Annotated in this window: 14 protein-coding genes; 7 read left to right on the top strand and 7 right to left on the bottom strand. The window is 70.7% G+C overall.

Annotation, left to right across the window (positions count from 1 at the left end; translation table 11 throughout):
• Window position 1: 1 nt before the first annotated feature.
• Window positions 2-1411, top strand: a complete 1410-nt coding sequence (locus ACWCQ1_RS25675) for an RICIN domain-containing protein (RefSeq protein ID WP_451027474.1) — start codon at window positions 2-4, stop codon at window positions 1409-1411.
• Window positions 1412-1413: 2 nt separating this feature from the next.
• Here ACWCQ1_RS25675 and ACWCQ1_RS25680 read toward each other — a convergent pair whose 3' ends face one another.
• Window positions 1414-3093 (bottom strand): rhamnogalacturonan lyase B N-terminal domain-containing protein, encoded by a 1680-nt coding sequence (locus ACWCQ1_RS25680; RefSeq protein ID WP_451027475.1) that lies wholly within the window; start codon window positions 3091-3093, stop codon window positions 1414-1416.
• A gap of 200 nt (window positions 3094-3293) precedes the next feature.
• On the opposite strand from ACWCQ1_RS25680, the gene ACWCQ1_RS25685 reads away from it, so the two are divergent.
• Entirely contained in the window at window positions 3294-4349 is a 1056-nt protein-coding gene (locus tag ACWCQ1_RS25685; protein WP_451027476.1) for a rhamnogalacturonan acetylesterase, read from the top strand.
• 105 nt (window positions 4350-4454) lie between these two features.
• Window positions 4455-6164, top strand: a complete 1710-nt coding sequence (locus ACWCQ1_RS25690) for a DUF2264 domain-containing protein (protein ID WP_451027477.1) — start codon at window positions 4455-4457, stop codon at window positions 6162-6164.
• Between the two features lie 40 nt (window positions 6165-6204).
• On the opposite strand, the gene ACWCQ1_RS25695 is transcribed toward ACWCQ1_RS25690, so the two are convergent.
• Window positions 6205-7023, bottom strand: a complete 819-nt coding sequence (locus ACWCQ1_RS25695; protein WP_358603134.1) for an alpha/beta fold hydrolase — start codon at window positions 7021-7023, stop codon at window positions 6205-6207.
• A gap of 232 nt (window positions 7024-7255) precedes the next feature.
• On the opposite strand from ACWCQ1_RS25695, the gene ACWCQ1_RS25700 reads away from it, so the two are divergent.
• Entirely contained in the window at window positions 7256-8509 is a 1254-nt protein-coding gene (locus ACWCQ1_RS25700) for an MFS transporter (protein WP_358603291.1), read from the top strand.
• Between the two features lie 9 nt (window positions 8510-8518).
• Here ACWCQ1_RS25700 and ACWCQ1_RS25705 read toward each other — a convergent pair whose 3' ends face one another.
• The 5 genes from ACWCQ1_RS25705 to ACWCQ1_RS25725 form a co-directional block, all read right to left on the bottom strand.
• A complete protein-coding gene (locus ACWCQ1_RS25705) occupies window positions 8519-9319 on the bottom strand; it encodes an ABC transporter permease (RefSeq protein WP_358603131.1) in 801 nt (266 codons plus the stop codon).
• Window positions 9320-9324: 5 nt separating this feature from the next.
• On the bottom strand, window positions 9325-10128 hold the full coding sequence (locus tag ACWCQ1_RS25710; RefSeq protein ID WP_133041683.1) for an ABC transporter permease: 804 nt from the start codon (window positions 10126-10128) through the stop codon (window positions 9325-9327).
• 2 nt (window positions 10129-10130) lie between these two features.
• On the bottom strand, window positions 10131-11138 hold the full coding sequence (locus ACWCQ1_RS25715; protein ID WP_133041684.1) for an ABC transporter ATP-binding protein: 1008 nt from the start codon (window positions 11136-11138) through the stop codon (window positions 10131-10133).
• Window positions 11135-12436 (bottom strand): MFS transporter, encoded by a 1302-nt coding sequence (locus tag ACWCQ1_RS25720; RefSeq protein ID WP_358603128.1) that lies wholly within the window; start codon window positions 12434-12436, stop codon window positions 11135-11137. Before ACWCQ1_RS25720 ends, ACWCQ1_RS25715 begins: the two co-directional genes overlap by 4 nt.
• Before the next feature lie 107 nt (window positions 12437-12543).
• The gene (locus ACWCQ1_RS25725) at window positions 12544-13788 is read right to left on the bottom strand and encodes a D-arabinono-1,4-lactone oxidase (protein ID WP_358603125.1); all 1245 of its coding nucleotides are present in this window, start codon (window positions 13786-13788) and stop codon (window positions 12544-12546) included.
• Between the two features lie 107 nt (window positions 13789-13895).
• Between ACWCQ1_RS25725 and ACWCQ1_RS25730 the strand changes: the two genes are divergently transcribed.
• From ACWCQ1_RS25730 to ACWCQ1_RS25740, 3 genes are all read left to right on the top strand, one after another.
• Window positions 13896-14903 carry a hydroxyacid dehydrogenase gene (locus ACWCQ1_RS25730; protein WP_358603122.1) on the top strand — a complete coding sequence of 336 codons (1008 nt, stop codon included), beginning with the start codon at window positions 13896-13898 and terminating at the stop codon, window positions 14901-14903.
• Between the two features lie 114 nt (window positions 14904-15017).
• Window positions 15018-15734, top strand: a complete 717-nt coding sequence (locus tag ACWCQ1_RS25735) for a pyridoxamine 5'-phosphate oxidase family protein (protein WP_358603119.1) — start codon at window positions 15018-15020, stop codon at window positions 15732-15734.
• 59 nt (window positions 15735-15793) lie between these two features.
• Window positions 15794-17113, top strand: a complete 1320-nt coding sequence (locus ACWCQ1_RS25740; protein ID WP_133041688.1) for a radical SAM protein — start codon at window positions 15794-15796, stop codon at window positions 17111-17113.
• Window positions 17114-17215: the final 102 nt, after the last annotated feature.

Consider the following 17215-nt stretch of genomic DNA (forward strand, 5'->3'; position numbering starts at 1 on the left):
GATGAGACGTGCGTACGCGGTCCTGCTCGCCCTGTGCCTGGGCCTGTTCGGCGCTCTCGCCACCGCCGGCCCCGCCCGGGCGGCCGCCCAGACGATCACCAACGGCACCCAGTTCACCGACACTTCGGGCGCCGCCGTCCACGCGCACGGGGGCGGAGTCATCAAGGTCGGCTCCTACTACTACTGGTTCGGCGAGGACCGCAACGCCGACAACACCTTCCGGTACGTGGACGCCTACCGCTCCACCGACCTGAAGAACTGGGAGTTCAGGAACCACGTCCTGACCCAGTCCTCCGCCGCCGAACTGGGCACCGCCTACATCGAGCGCCCGAAGGTCATCTACAACGCTTCCACCGGCACGTTCGTGATGTGGATGCACAAGGAGAACGGCGTCGACTACAGCGAGGCGCGTGCCGCCGTCGCCGTCTCCGACACCGTCGACGGCACCTACACCTACCAGGGCAGCTTCCAGCCGCTCGGCCAGTACATGTCCCGTGACATCACGACGTTCGTCGACACCGACGGAACCGCTTACATGGTCTCGGCGGCCAACGAGAACTACGACCTGCACATCTACCGGCTCACCGCCGACTACACGGCCATCGCCGACCGGGTCGCCAACCCCTGGCCCGGCGGCCACCGCGAGGCCCCGGCCCTGTTCAAACGGGGCGGCGTCTACTTCATGCTGACCTCGGGCGCGACCGGCTGGAGCGCCAACCAGCAGCAGTACGCCACCGCCACCAGCCTCTCCGGCCCCTGGACCTCCTGGACCAACGTCGGCGACTCCACGGCCTACAACTCCCAGACCGCCTACGTCCTCCCCGTCACCGGCACCTCGGGCACCTCGTACCTCTACATGGGCGACCGGTGGGGCAACTCCTTCGGCGGCACGGTCAACGACTCCCGCTACGTCTGGCTGCCGCTGACCTTCCCCACCTCCACCTCGATGTCCATGTCCTGGTACCCCGAGGTCACCGTCGACACCACCGCCGGCACGGTCGGCGGGACGAGCGCCACGTACAACACGCTCGTCGCCCGGCACAGCGGCAAGTGCGCGGACGTGGCGAACCAGTCCCTGTGGCAGGGCGTCGCGATCAGCCAGTACACCTGCAACGGCGGCACCAACCAGAAGTGGTGGTTCAAGGACCTCGGGACCGGTTACTACGAGCTGATGGGCCGCGGCAGCTCCCTGTGCCTGCAGGAGAACGCCTCCGGCGTCACCCAGGAGAACTGCACCGGCGCCACCGCCCAGCAGTGGTCGGTCGTCACCTCGGGCTCCTACGTGAACGTCAAGGCCCGCTCCAGTGGTGAGTGCCTGGACGTGTCCGGCGCGTCCACCGCCAACTCCGCCGCGATCATCACGTACTCCTGCAACGGAGGCACCAACCAGCAGTGGACGCACGGCACCTGACGTCAGATCAGCAGATCGATCGCGTCGATCGACGTGCCCGCGCTCAGATAGGAGGCCGACCCCGAGCCGCTCGCCACATAGATCCTCAGCGTGTTGTAGGCGCTGGTGTCCGTCAGCCAGGCGGACGCCGGCACGCTGTAGGTGAACGTGTGGTTGTTGCCCCGGTAGGAGCCCACGGTCAGCGACCGTGTGCTCGGCTGCGCGGGCGGCGAGGGGACGGCGGAGGTCCAGGTGTCGTTGACGACGACCTGTGGCCGGCCGTTGGCATAGGCCGTCGTCACCCCGATCCGCAGGGTGTGCGCCGCCGCGGCCTGGGCGGCGGTCAGCCTGAAGTAGACGATGATGCCGCTGTTGACGTCCTTCCACAGATAGCAGGGGAAGGCGGACGTCTCACTGCCGCTGCCGATCACCACGTTGCCGGTCCAGGGGGCGGCGCGGACGTCGGACGGATGCGCGTACGTCATCAGGTCGGCGTTCTTGAACCCGCTCGGCGAGCCGTTCCAGTCGCCGATGCGCCAGATCGCGCTCGCGTTGCTCGGGTCGTTCGAGGACGGGACGGCGATGGTGTTGAGCGTGGTCATGCCGCCCGCGGTGACCGACACCGAGCCGCTGTGGACGGCCAGTTCGCCCTTGTGGACGGTCAGCGTGTACGTCCCCGGCAGCACACCCGGAAGGGAGAAGTAGCCGTCGGAGGAGCGCGCCGAACCCCAGTACTGCGCGGCCGAGTTGGCGAGGCCGACCGTGTACGGGTACGCCGTGTCGCGTCCGGTGATCCCGACGCCGGCGACCTTTCCGCGTCCGCTCGCGGGCACGTACCCGGAGATGCCGAGCGAATCCGCCCAGGCCGTGCTGATGTTGGCGTGGTGGAGCGACGACGAGGGCGCGCCGCCGTCGGTGAAGGCGATGACGTAGGGGCCCTGGAGGCCGAAACGCTGGGACTCGGTCTGGTTCTCGCCGTAGTAGAGGATCTCGTAGAGGCCGCCGCCGTCGGCACTCTGGTGGCGCAGCAGCGAGCGGTAGAAGGGGCCGCCGGACGCCTTCTCGTGATTGGAGCGGACCATGTACAGGCCGACGCTTCCCGTCGTCCAGCCGATGTAGTCGTAGTCGATGACCCGCAGCTTGGAGTAGTGCTTGGAGCGGGTCTGGCCGTCGGACTTGGCGAAGACGTCCGAGGCCTCGACGGTGGTCGTCGTGTACGTGTAGCTGTCGGGTTCGTCGTTGAGGAACATCCCGGCCTTGACGCGCACGATGTAACGGGTCGCGGAAACCGAGTCGTCGGCCTTGTTGGTCCACAGGTAGACGTTGTTCTCGCCGCTGCGGGCCGCGTAGTAGTGCTTGAGCGTGCCGTAGGTGACGGAGACCAGGATGGTCGAGCCGGACTGACCGATCGTCACCGTCGAGGTGCCGAGGCCGGATTCGATGTGGGAGTTCTTGCCGCCGTAACCCTGGTACTCCGTGCCCTTGTGGACGAGCGAGGTCAGGTCGCCGTTGGACTTGCTGACCTTGAAGACGAGGCTCGCGCCGGTGTCGACGACGTAGTGGGAGCCGTCGTCGCTCCAGCCGAAGCCGGCGGCGGACGCGGAGCCGGCCAGCGGACCGGCGAGGGCGGCGGTGCCCGCGGCGGCCGCGGTGCCGAGGACGAAGGTGCGGCGGCCGACCGGTCTGTTCGCGGTTTCGGACATGGGGGTGCCTCCTTCATGAGCCGTGGGGGTGCGAGTGCTTGGCAGGGTGACAGTTGAATCGATTTCGCGAAAGGGCTTTCGCTTGAAGGGGGTTGGCAGTCTCGTGAAATAGATCCAAGGACTGGAAAGCGCTTGCCAGTAGCGGTACGGTCCAGCGGCCAGGCTCTGTCGTTCCGGTCGTTCCCCGGAGGGATTCGCGAATGAGACGTTTCAAGCCGACCGTGCCGACCGTGCTGGCGGCGCTGATCCTCGGTGCCGGACTGACCGCCACGCCCGCCCAGGCGCACGAGGCGGCAAAGTCCCTCGGCCTGGACCACTGCACCGCTACCGCCTGCCACTTCGACGTGCCGCCCGGCACCTACGACGTGACCGTCCTGCTCGGCGGCGAGGCCGCGTCCAGCACCGGCATCAGCGGCGAGACCCGCCGCTCCCTGCTCCCCGAGACGCCCGCCGCGGCCGGCGAGCGCGTGGCCCGCGGCTTCACCGTGAACGTCCGTACGCCGGAGGGCGAGCCGACCGGCCCGGACGGAACTCCCGGACTGGACCTGGCCCTTCGCGGCTCGGCCCCCGCCCTGGCGGGCATCCGCGTCACCCCGGCGGCCCGGCACACCCGCCAGATCCTCCTCGTCGGCGACTCCACGGTCTGCGACCAGCCCGCCGACCCGTACTCCGGCTGGGGCCAGCAGCTCCCGCAGTTCCTCCGCAAGGGTGTGTCGGTGGCCAACTACGCGGATTCCGGCGAGAGTACGGTCACGTACCTGGGGAACCCGCAGCTGTGGGGGACGGTGCGGCCCCTGATCCGCCCCGGTGACCTGGTACTGATCCAGCTGGCGCACAACGACAAGACGACCGACGAGGCGACCTACCGGGCCAACCTGGAGACCCTCGTGGCCGGGGTGCGGGACAAGGGCGGAAAGCCGGTCCTGGTGACGCCGATCGTGCGGCAGTGGTTCAATGCGGACGGCACCTTGAACAACAACACAGCGCTGCTGGTCAATGGTCTCGGTGTGGACCATCCTTCGGTGATCCGGTCGGTGGCGGCCGCGGAGCACGTACCGTTGATCGATCTGACCGCGAGGACGAAGGCGCTGGTGGAGTCCCTGGGTGTCGAGGGCTCCAAAACGATCTACCTCTACAACGAGAAGAAGGACAACACCCACACCTCCGCATACGGTGCGACGGTGTACGCGGGTCTTGTCCGTGACGGACTTCTCGCCCAGCACCTGGTGCCGAAGGGCCTGGTACGGGTGGGATGAACGCCTGGGGCGTCTCGACCGGAACCGGGGCGCCCCAGGTCTCCCCTCCGGGTGATCCGGACGGCGTGATCCGGGTCGTTTCCGCAATTCCCTGAGAGAGAGCCGATGCACCTGCCCTCCGCCGACGTCACCCTGAGCCCGCGCACCGGTTACACCCGAGCCCACTGGGAGGAGGTCGCCGACGCCCTGCTCGCCGCCGTCGAGCCGTACGCGGCCGAGGGCGGCGCGCTCTATCACCTCCCCGGCGACCGCCAGAGCTGGTCGGGCCGGATCTCCGACGGCCTCGAGGGGTACGCCCGTACGCTCCTCCTCGCGGCCTTCCGCCGCGACGAGAGCGCCCTCCAGCGCTACGCCGAGGGCCTCGCGGCCGGCACCGCGGGCGTCTGGCCCCGCATCGAGGACCGCGGCCAGCCCCTGGTCGAGGCCGCTTCCATCGCCCTCGCCCTGCGCCTGACCCGCCCGCTGCTGTGGGACCGGCTGGACGACGGCGTACGACAGCGGGCGGCGGCCTGGCTCGGCGACGCGCTGACCGCCGAGGCGTGGCCGTGCAACTGGGAACTGTTTCCCGTGACGGTGGGCGGATTCCTCGACGAGGTCGGTCACGAGACGGCGGCCTCCCGCAAGGCGATCGACCGCGGCCTGGAACGCATCGAGGACTGGTACCTCGGAGACGGCTGGTACACCGACGGCGACGGCCGCAAGTTCGACTACTACAACGGCTGGGCGATGCACCTCTATCCGGTGCTGCACGCGTGGCTCGCCGACGACGAACGCCTGCTCGACCTCTACGGCGGCAGGCTCTCGCGCCATCTGGAGGACTACGCCCGTCTGTTCGGCGGCGACGGCGCGCCGATGCACCAGGGCCGTTCCCTGACCTACCGCTTCGCCACCACGGCACCGCTGTGGCTCGGCGCGCTGACCGACCGGACGCCCCTCGCCCCCGGCGAGACGCGCAGGCTCGCCTCGGGCGCCCTCAAGTACTTCCTGGAGCGGGGAGCCGTGGACGACCGAGGTCTCCTCACCCTCGGCTGGCACGGCCCCGACCCGGCCGTCCTGCAAGGCTATTCGGGCCCCGCCTCGCCCTACTGGGCCGGCAAGGGCTTCCTCGGCCTCCTCCTGCCGCCCGACCACCCGGTGTGGACGGCGACGGAGGAACCGGGACCGGCCGAGCGCGCGGACGCGACGACACCCATCGCCCCGCCCAACTGGCTTGTGCAGTCGACCGCTTCGGACGGCCTGGTGCGCCTCCACAACCACGGCAGCGAGGACGTCCGCTACGACCCGTACTACACGCGCCTCGCGTACTCGACGGCGACGGCACCCTCCTCGTCGTACGACAACAGCGTGATCGTCGGCGACGACCCGGGCCGGACGGAGATCGAGCCGCTGGGCGTGGGCGACGGATGGGCGGCGTCACGGCATGTCGCCGGCGCGGGCGCCCGGGTCACCAGTGTGGTGCTGGTGCGAGGGGCCGTGGAGGTGCGGGCGTTCAGAGTCACAGGTGCGGGACCGGGGACGCCGGTCCGGGTCACAGGGTGGACGGCGGAACGCGAAGCCCTGCGGTCCGAACTCCTCCCGGCAGTCGGCCTGTCGGACACGCTCACCGGAATCACCGACGACGAGGCCACACTCTTCGTGGCCCTGGCGCGGCTCACCGGGCAGGCGGATCCTGTGCCGTTGGAGGAAACGGTGTCCGTGAAGGCCTACGGAGCAGGCGAGTTGGCCGTGCGCTGGAGCGACGGACCCGAGGCGCGGGTCCTGTTCGACGACGCGGGGAGCGGGGTCGTCGTCCAGGGGCCTCGGCCGGCGGGATGAGGCCCCTGGACGATCCCTGCCGGGCGGGGAGTGACAGGGGCTAACCGGGCAGCGGCGCACTTCGGTCGTCGAGCGGGGCCAGCGTTTGGGCGAGCCGTTCGGCGAACGCGGCGGGGTGTTGGATGACGCCGATGTGACCGCCGGGGAACTCGACGAAGCGGCTGCCGGTGCGGTTGGCGAGGAACTCGGCCGTGAGGAAGAGGAGTTGACCCCGTGAGTCGGAACCGGCGGCGAGGGTGAGACGGCTGCGGGAGTCGGTGAGGGCGGCCAGGTCCGGCGGGTAGGACGTGAACTGTCGCAGGACGTGAGCGAGGAAGAGGGCCATCGGGTTCCTCAACTCCTCGTCCCTGGACAAGGGGTGGCCGTCGACCGGATCCGGCGACGGCTCCTGTCCCGTCAGCGCGGCGTTCAGCCGTGTCGCCGCCGCCTGCAGGCCTGCCGCGCGGTAAGTGTCGTACACCGCCCGGAACATGGCCTGATGCCGGAGACCGTCGGGCAGTACCCCCACGCACGGCGGCTCGTGCGCTACGACGTGCCGCAGCCGTTCCGGACGGCGGGTGAGCAGGTCGAGGGCCACGATGCCGCCGGAGCTGGTGCCGAGGACGTACGCCGACTCGCCCTCGGGCAGGACCGCTTCGAGGACCCGGTGCGCTCCCTCGCTCCACTCCTCGACCCGCTGGTCCTCCACCGGCTCCCCGAGCCGTCCATGGGCGAGGCCGAGGGGGTCGTACGTGACGACGGTGAACCGGTCGGCGAGCGCGTCGGTCAGCGGATCGAGGCCCATGGGGTGCCCGGCGCCACCGGGGATGATCAGAAGCACGGGTCCGCTGCCGCGTATGTCGTGGTGCGGCTCAGTCATCGTCCTGCTGTCCTTCCCTCGGCCAGTGCCGAAGTGCCGGTGGCCTCCAGGGCGCAGTAGGCGTGGAGCATGCCGTAGGTGATCTCGGCGGTGGAACATCCAGGGATGAGCCTAGTGGCCCTGGATCCCCTGGAGCGAGCGAGATTTGGCAGGGTGACAGAGCACTGTCCACGGGAAGGGGAGAAGCTGCGTGGCGCATCAGCCCACCCCGGGGCGCGAATCGGCCGGACAGATCACCGCCCAGTCATCGCCCCCGTCCCTCCAACCCCTCTGGCGCCAAAGGAACTTCGCCGTCTTCTGGACCGCCCAGACCCTCTCCGTCCTCGGCGACTCCTTCGCGTTGATCGCCCTTCCGCTTCTCGTCCTGCAGGCCACCGGCTCGCTCGCCCGGATGGGGCTGCTGACGGCGGTGGGCGGGGCCGCGTCGGTGGTGGCGGGGGTGTTCGCGGGGGTCGTGGTGGACCGGGTCGACCGGCGGCGGCTGCTGATCGGCTGTGACCTCGTACGGATGGTGCTGTACGGCGCGATCCCGCTGGTGTGGCTGTTCGGTCCGCGGATCTGGCTGCTGTACGGCGTCCTGCCGCTGTGCGAGGCCGTCGGGACGTTCTTCGCCGTCGGATATGTGTCCGTCGTGCGCGGTCTGGTCGCCACCGAGCGGCTGACCGAGGCCAACGGCCGGCTGAACGCGACGGCGGCCGCCGCGGGCGTGCTCGGGCCGGTGTGCGCGGGGCTCGTCGCCGCGTGGGCCGGCCCCGCCTCCGCCGTCGGTGTGGACGCGGCCAGCTTCGGGGTCTCGGCGGCCTGTCTGCTCCTCGTCCGCATCCGCCCGCGTTCCGCGGACGACCGTCCAGGCACGGAGGACCAGGCGGCGCGGCGGGCCGGTCTGTGGCGGGACCTGCGGGCCGGAGTCTCCTTCCTCTACGGGCACCCGGTCCTGCGCTCCCTCACCGCCCTCCTCTTCGGCTTCAGTTTCCTCACCCTCGGCCTCACCGACCTGGTGATCTACCACGTCAAGCACGACCTAGGCCAGGACGACGGCACGGTCGGCACCGTCATGGCGTGCGGTGCGCTCGGCACGATCGCCGGCTCGCTGCTGGTCGCCCGGATCCGCCGCCGGTTCGGGTTCGGGTGGACCTGGGCGGGGGCGACGGCGGTGTGCGGGCCGGCGTTCGCCGGCCTGGGGTGGACGCGGGACATGGCCGTGGTGGCCGGCCTGAGCGCGACCTTTCTGGCGTGCGTCGGCATCGCGGGCACCTGTTCCATGTCCCTGCGTCAGGAGGTCACCCCCGAGCCGCTGCTGGGCCGCGTCACCTCCGCCTTCTGGACCCTGCACTACTCGGCCGCCCCGATCGGCGCGGCCGCCCTCACCTGGTCCGCCGAGCGGCACGGCACCGCCCCGGTGGCGCTGGTGGCGGGCGGCCTGTGCGTCGTGATCGCCGCGGTGGCGTTGTTCACTCCGGTACGGCGGTCGGGGCGCCCGTCCTGAGGCGGGCCCTCAGCCGTTGACTCCCGTGTAGTGGTTCAGGCTCCAGCGCCACAGGAGGCGGGACGCGAGGTAGGCGAGGACGCCGATGAGGGGAGAGGCGGCCGCCAGCCAGTACGGGACGCCCGTGTCGTGGCCGTGGCCGGTGAGGACGGCCGCCGGGAAGTAGGCGACGAACGCCAGCGGGATGCCGAAGGTGAGGAAGCCGCCCACCGCCTTGGGCAGGACGTTGAGCGGGTAGCTGCCGAAGGTGCCCAGCAGCTCCTCCAGCCAGCGGCTCCAGTAGTCGGCGGTGGGGAAGCGCAGGGACGCGCTGGCCACCGCGGTGAACAGGGCGGCCTCCAGCAGCATGCCGCCGACGAGACAGACGATGAGATACGTGATGCGGCCGGCGTTCCAGTCGAGGTGGCTGCGGGACAGGGCGCCGGCCATCAGTCCCGTGGCCACGGTCAGGTCACCGATCGCGTTGGTGGGGAAGTACTGCAGCTGCACCTGCCGGTGGACCGGCATGGGCCGCAGCAGATAGACGTCGATCTGCCCCTCCTGGATGAACCGGCCGATGCCGTGCATCCGGCCCAGGACCAGGACGAACAGCCCGTGCGCCAGCATCCGCGTCGCCGGGATCAGCAGCACGTCGGAGCTGTCCCAGCCGCCCATCCCGGTGAACCGGGTCAGCAGCACGGTCGCGAACACGATCACCGACACCTGCCAGATCGCGCCGATCGCGACCATCAGCAGGAACTCGGTGCGGTACTCCAGCTGGGAGCGGAAGTTGAGACGCGTGACGCGCCAGGCGATCTTGACGGCGTTCATCGACCTCAGCCTCCCTGGGAGATGACCCGGCGGGCGGCCCGCCGCCACAGGAACCGGGTGAACAGGTGGAGCAGCACGACCCAGCCGGCCTGGATCGCCAACTGCAGCGGCGCGTCGGACAGTTCGATGCGGCCGACGTACAGCGACAGCGGTACGTTGAGCGTCGCCTGGAAGGGCAGGAAGGTGCTCAGGGTGCGGAACCACGCGGGGAAGAACCACAGGGGGGCGTAGACCCCGGACATCAGGTTCTGCGCGAAGATCAGGATGAGCATGGCGGCGCTGTTGCGCACGGTCCAGAAGCACATCTGGTCCAGCAGGAGCATGACGTGGTACAGCACGAGCTGCCCGAGCAGCATGCTGAGCACGAACACCCCGGCCACGGCGGCCGATTCGGGCGGCTGGACCACCCCGGCGGCGAGGCACACCGCGTATCCGGCGAGCGCCCACGCGGCCCCGTAGACCTGCTCGCCGAGGGCGCGCAGGGCGTGGTAGCGGGCGGGCGACAGCGGGCGCAGATACCAGTAGACGATGGTGCCGAAGTGCATGTGCTGGATGACCGTGTCCCGGCCCGCGTACTGGTCCAACTCCCGCAGCCGGGACGCGAGTACGGCCAGCACGGCGTAGGTGACGGCCTGGTCGCGGCTCATCCCGGCGGAGACCGTCGTGCGGTCGTACAGGCCGTTCCACAGGGAGGCGACCAGTACCACCTGGACGATCAGCCGGACCAGCACGGCCGTCATCCGGGGCGGGGCGTGCAGCTCGCCGAGCGGGGTGACGCGGGCGGCGCGCCAGGCGTGCAGGACGGCCACCGTCAGGCCCCTTCCGCGCCGGGACCGGCGTGGACGTACGCGGCACGCATCACGTCCTCCAGGTCCGCCTCGTCGATGGCGATGCCCGTCACCTCGTACCGCTCGATGACCGCCTTGAGCGCCTGGTGGACGGTGGGCGCGTCGGGTCCGTCCGGACCGAACACGACCTGCGGGCCCTCCTGCCGCAGCAGCGCGATGCCCGGCGGCGGTACGACGTCGGTGTGCGCGTCGGCGAGGGTGGCCCGCACCTGCCAGGTCGAGCCGTACTTGCGGCGGATCTCGTCGAGGGTGCCGTCCAGGACCAGCCGCCCGTGGTTGACGAGGACGACCCGCTCGGCGAGCCGTTCGACCTCCGTCATGTCGTGCGTCGTCAACAGGACCGTACGGCCGCGCTGTTCGACCTGGTGGCGCAGGAACTCGCGGACCTGCTCCTTGACCACCACGTCCATGCCGATGGTCGGCTCGTCGAGGAAGACCACCGGCGGGTCGTGCAGCAGCGCCGCGGCCAGGTCGCAGCGCACCCGCTGGCCCAGGGAGAGATGACGCACCCGGGTGTCCCAGAAGGAGGACAGTTCGAGGATGTCGTCGAACTCCTTCAGACGCGCGGCGTGTTCGGGCCCCGGCACCTCGTAGATGTCGCGCAGGATCGCGAACGACTCCCGCACCGGCAGGTCCCACCACAGCTGGGTGCGCTGCCCGAAGACCGCGCCGATGTTACGGGCGTTGCGTTCCCGGTCCTCGTACGGCACCACGCCCGCCACCCGGGCCTCGCCGGAGGTGGGGGTGAGGATGCCGGTGAGCATCTTGATGGTGGTGGACTTGCCGGCGCCGTTCGGGCCGAGCAGGGCGAGGAGTTCGCCCGGTGCCACGTCGAAGGAGATGTCGGAGACGGCGTGCTTGACGGCCCGTTCCGGGTTGACGAGGGATCTGAGGGCGCCGGTGAAACCGGGCCGGCGCACGGTGGTGTGGAACGAGCGGGAGAGGGAGCGGACCTCGATGCTGCCGATCACTCGACGGACCTCCGGGTGAGCTGGATCAGCCGTACGGTTGCCGCGAGGGAGGCGGCGGAGAGCGCGGTCAGCAGCCAGGGGACCGCATGGATGCCCCAGGTCTCGATGCCCACGCCCAGCAGGGGCGGCGCCGCCACCCCGCCGGCCATCGACGCGGCGATGACCCAGGCACCGGCGCGCCTCGCCTGGGGAAGGGCCCTGTTCAGCCAGGGCAGACCGGTCGGAAAGACCGGCGCGATGAACAACCCAACACCGGCGTACGCCACCGGCGCCAGTCCTTTTGCCGGTGCCAGCAGGAGACACACGGTCATGCCGGCCGCGCAGACGGTGAGGATGCGTTCGGGGGAGTGGCGCAGGGCGACGGGGACGACGAGGAAGCGGCCCGCCGTCATCATCAGCCAGTACACCGAGGTCGCCGACGCGGCGACGGTCGCGCCGTAGCCGACGGTCTCCAGATGGGTGGGTTCCCAGCCGCCGACACCGGCCTCGACGGCGACGTTGAGGACGTAGAGGGCGAGGAAGCCGAGGAGGATGCGCAGGAGTCCGAGCCGGCCCTTCGCGGGAACCGGTTCCGCGTAGGTCTCCGGAGTGCCGTGCACGGGTTCCGTGTCGGTCACCGGAATGCGGGGGCTTGACTCCGCGGCGGTTGCCCGAGTCCGGGTAACCGCTTCCGCGACGGTCGCCCGCGTCCGCGTGACCGGTTCCGTCCCGGTCACCGGCGTGCGGACGCCGCTCGACCCCGCGACCACCAGCAGCGCCGCGAGCACCGCGCACGCCCCGAAGGCGTACGGGTACGCGTCCCGGCCCAGCCACGCCACCACCACCGGTCCGAGCACCGCGCCGATGCCGAAGTGGGCGTTGAGCACGTTCAGCATGGCCGTGGAGCGGTCGCCGAAACCGACGGCGAAGAGCTGGTTGAGGCCGTAGTCGATACCGCCGAAGCCGAGGCCCGCGAGGAATGCGGCGGCCAGGGCCGGCGGCCAGCCGGGGGCGAGCGCGAAGCCCGCGGCGCCCAGCGCCATCAGGCCGTAACTCGCCGCCAGCAGAGCTCTGTTGCTGATCCGGGAGTGGATCGCGTTGAAGGCGAGGACGCCCGCCACGCCTCCCGTGAAGTGCAGGCTCAGACCGAGCCCGGCGCCCGCCGGGGACAGACCGAATTCGGCGCGCAGGCCCGGCACGGCCGGACCGTAGAGCGCCTGGAGCATCCCGATGAGGACGAAGCCGGCGCAGGACGCGGCCGTGGCCGGCCGAGTGAACAGCCGGCCCGGCGCGGGGGTCCTCAGGACCGTCTCGCTCACCTGACCTCCGACCTTGGGCAGGCCGGAGCCATGTCGACCCGGCGCGGCGCAACAGTATGGGCTCCTGAGGTGAATCGGCAACGGGTTAAAACATGGGGTGTATAAAGTCAGTCGCCCAGGACATCCCGCACGAAAGCGTTGGCGAACTTGCCCTGCGGATCGAGCGAGCGGGCCAGCTCCCGGAAGTCGCCGAGCCGGGGGTAGCGCTCGCGCAGCGCCGACGCGGGAACGGTGAAGACCTTCCCCCAGTGCGGCCGCGCGTCGAAGCCCTCCAGCGCCTCCTCCACCCGCCTCACCACCGGCAGCACCGCCGCCGTGTCCTCGACCCAGGTGAAGTGCAGCGCCACCGTGTCCCGCCCGTAGGCCGGGCTCAGCCACTGAGCGTCGGCGGCCACCGTGCGCACCTCACAGATCTGCAGCACCGGCGCGACCGTCGTACGGACCGCGTCCAGGGCGCGCAGCGCGTCCGGGGCGTACCGCCTCGGCAGCAGGTACTCCGACTGCAGCTCGGCGCCGCTGCTCGGCGTGAACTCGGCCCGGAAGTGCGGAAGCCGCTCGTGCCAGGGGCCCGGCACCCCGGACTGCTCGGTGCAGTTGACCGCGGGCATCCCCGGCACCGGGTGCAGCTTCTCGGTCGCGGGCGCGGCCCAAGGGAAGTCGTTCAGCGGCTGGTCGGCGCGCCGCTTGAGCCACACCTGCCGGAAACCGGGCGCCCGCCAGTCGGTGAACAGGCTCACGCTGTACGCCGACGCCGCCACCTTCTCGAAGTCCAGCCCCTCCAGCGGCAGTTCGGTGAAGACACGCTGCTCGACCTCGTACGACGGCTCGAGGTCCAGGGTGAGCGCGGTGACCACGCCGAGCGCGCCCAGGGACGTCACCGCCCCCTCGAACCGGTCGTCGCCGCGCCCGATGGTGACCAGGGACCCGTCGGCCGTGACGATCTCCACCTCGCGCACGGGCGCCGCCAGCGACCCGTTGCCGACCCCCGAGCCATGGGTGCCGGTGGCGACCGAGCCGGCCACCGAGATGTGCGGCAGGGAGGCCATGTTGGGCAGGGCCAGCCCGTGCGCGTACACGATCCGGGCGAGTTCCGCGTAGCGCACGCCGCCCGAGACGCGTACCGTCCCAGCCGTGGTGTCGACGTCGATCACCGGGGGCAGGTCCGCGACCGTCAGCAGGACGCCCTCGGGGCCCGGCTCGGCGATCCCGTTGAAGGAGTGCCCGCTGCCCAGCACGCGCACCTTCGCGCTGCGCGCCACGAGATCCCTGATCCCGTCCAGCGAGTAGGGGCGGTGCAGCTCCTTGGCGGTGTAGGTGATGTTTCCCGCCCAGTTGGTGACCGTGGTCGTCATCTGTGTCGTCCCTCCCGGAGAGTGCCCATGCGTTGACCCTCTCATTTGCCGCCGCCTAGCGTAGATACCGGTTTCCACCGCCCGTCCCCGAGCCGGAAGGCCCTTCGTTGCCCGAGCGTCCCCAGGCGCTGTTCGCCATGACGGCCGAGAACGTTCCGCAGGTCTTTCCGCCGGAGGTGCTGGCACGGCTCCACGAGTCCGTGGACATCGACCCCGGGCTGGTCGCCGAGGACTTCGCCGACCCCCGGGTGCGGAAGGTCCTCGCCGGCACGGAGATCCTCGTCACCGGCTGGGGCTGCCCCGTGCTGGACGCCGCCGCCCTCGACGCGGCCCCCGGGCTGCGCGCGGTCCTGCACTCGGCCGGCTCGGTCAAGGGCTTCGTGACGCCCGAGGCGTGGCGGCGCGGCATCGCCGTCTCCTCGGCGGCCGCCGCCAACGCGATCCCGGTCGCCGAGTACACGCTCGCGGCGATCCTGCTCGCCGGGAAGGACGCCTTCACGGCCCGGGACCGGCTGCGCGCCGGGCGCGCCTTTCCCGGCTGGGAGTTCGTACCCGGCATCGGCAACCACGGCCGCCGGGTCGGCGTCGTCGGCGCCTCCCGCATCGGCCGCCGCCTGCTGGACCTCCTGCGCCCCTTCGACCTGCGGGCGAGTCTCGCCGACCCGTACGTCGACGAGGCCCGCGCCGCCGCGCTCGGCGTACCGCTGCTTCAGCTCGACGACCTGCTGCGCACCTCGGACATCGTGACGCTGCACGCCCCCGAGACCGCCGAGACCCGGCACATGATCGGCCGGCGCGAGCTGGCGCTGATGCCCGACGGGGCGGTGCTGATCAACACGGCACGCGGCGGTCTGGTCGACCACGACGCGCTGATCGCGGAACTGCGCACCGGCCGCCTCTCCGCGGTGCTCGACGTCACCGACCCCGAGCCCCTGCCGGCCGAATCGCCCCTCTACGCGCTCCCCAACGCCTTCGTCACCCCCCACCTGGCGGGATCCCAGGGCAACGAGGTGGCCCGTCTCGGCCGGACCGTGGCGGAGGAGGCGGCGCGCTTCGTGGCCGGGGAGGGGCTGGCGTACGCGGTCGATCCGGGGGCGCTGGAGCGGGAGGCGTGAGCGGGGTGCACGACCGACGCCGCTTGCTGCGGATTCCGTTGTCGTAACGCGTTACATCCACTGTTTTCGGCTTTCCGTAGCGTTTTCCTGGCGATATCGGTAGCGTGCGGCTCCATGGCCCACGATCCATCACCCAACCCGCCCCGCCAGCCCGCCGGCCCGCCCGCCGCCCTCTCCGCGACCCTGCCGGTGACCGACCTCACCAGACACCGGCGTCTGCGCGAGCAGGGGAGTCTGGAGCGGGCCGATCTCGACGCGATCCTCGACGCCGGGTTCGTCTGCCATCTGGGGGTCGTGGTCGAGGGGCGGCCGCTGGTCGTGCCCACCGTCTACGGCCGGGACGAGCGGCAGCTCTACCTCCACGGCTCGGTGGCCGGCCGCAGCCTCGCGGGCGGTACGCCCGTCTGCGTCACCGTCACCCATGTCGACGGACTGGTGCTGGCCCGCTCGGTCTTCGAGCACGGCGTCAACTACCGCAGCGCGATGATCCACGGCGTGGCCCGCAGGGTCACCGACCCGGAGGAGAAACTGGCGGGCCTGCGCCGGGTCACGGAGCACACGGCGCCGGGCCAGTGGTCGTACGCCCGGAGCCCGAACCGCAAGGAGCTCGCCGCCACCACCCTCCTCGCGCTCTCCCTGGAGGAGGCGTCGGTGAAGATCCGCACCGGTGCGCCGGACGACGGTGACGGACCCGACGCGGAGCTGGGCCTCTGGGCCGGAACCCTGCCGCTGAACTCGGTCTGGGGCGCGCCCGTGCCCGACCCGGTGCTCCCGCCGAACACCCCCGTACCGGGACATATCGCGCGCCGTGCGGGGACCCGGCACGGCTGACGCGCGGGCGAAGGCATACCGTGAGGAGTCGAACGCCGGAGCCGGGAGGAGAGATCGGGATGGGCAGCCGTACCGCGCTGGTCGAGGATCTGATGGAGCGGTTCCCGCAGGTACCGCGGGAAGCCGTCTTCAAGGAGGACCTGCTGCGAGGGGGCGTCGCCTTCGACCCGTCCGCCCTCAGCGACAACGAGAGCGGCGAGGTGAAGCCGAAGTCGTACTTCATCTTCTCCTTCGACCACGGCACCCTGCCGGAGCTCGGCGAGGCCGCGCTGCGCCGGCCGCCGGAGGAGATCATCCTCACCGGAGGGCCGTACGACCTGCGGCGGACCGTGGTGTCCGTGCGGGTGAACCCGTCCTCGCCCTACCGGGTCGCCGCCGACGAGGAGGGCATGCTCGGGCTCTACCTCGACGGGAAACGCATCTCCGACGTCGGCGTGCCGCCCATGCCGGAGTACTACCGGCACACCCTCTCCAACGGGAAGTCCGTCATGGAGGTCGCCCCGACGATCCAGTGGGGCTATCTCATCTATCTCACCGTTTTCCGCGTCTGCCAGTACTTCGGCGCCAAGGAGGAGTGCCAGTACTGCGACATCAACCACAACTGGCGCCAGCACAAGGCCGCCGGGCGCCCGTACACCGGGGTGAAGGACGTCGAGGAGGTGCTGGAGGCCCTCGAGATCATCGACCGGTACGACACCCAGAAGGCCTCCACCGCCTACACCCTCACCGGCGGTGCCATCACGAAGACGGTCGCGGGACGCGACGAGGCCGACTTCTACGGGCACTACGCCAAGGCCATCGAGGAGCGCTTCCCGGGCCGCTGGATCGGCAAGGTGGTCGCCCAGGCGCTGCCGCGCGACGACGTGCAGCGGTTCAAGGACTACGGCGTGCAGATCTACCACCCCAACTACGAGGTGTGGGACCGCCGGCTGTTCGAGCTGTACTGCCCCGGCAAGGAGCGCTACGTCGGCCGCGACGAGTGGCACAAGCGCATCCTGGACTCGGCGGAGGTCTTCGGCGCGCGCAACGTCATCCCCAACTTCGTGGCGGGCGTGGAGATGGCGGAGCCCTTCGGTTTCACCACCGTCGACGAGGCCATCGCCTCGACGACCGAGGGACTGCGCTTCTTCATGTCGCACGGCATCACGCCCCGCTTCACCACCTGGTGCCCCGAGCCGACCACCCCGCTCGGCAAGGCCAACCCCCAGGGCGCGCCGCTGGAGTACCACATCCGGCTGCTGCAGGCCTACCGCCAGACCATGGACGACTTCGGTCTCTCCTCGCCCCCCGGCTACGGCCCGCCCGGACCCGGCCGCGCCGTCTTCTCGGTGAGCTCCTTCATGGACAGCCTGCCCGCGCAGGAGCCGGCCGAGCTGTGACTCCCCTCCCGTGCGGCAGGGCGGAAGCCGTGACGGACCGATAAATCTCGGCCGGGATCGATACTTCGTGACGTTCCTTCCGTATAACTCTCGTAGCAGCAA

The organism is Streptomyces sp. NPDC002144, from assembly GCF_053593695.1.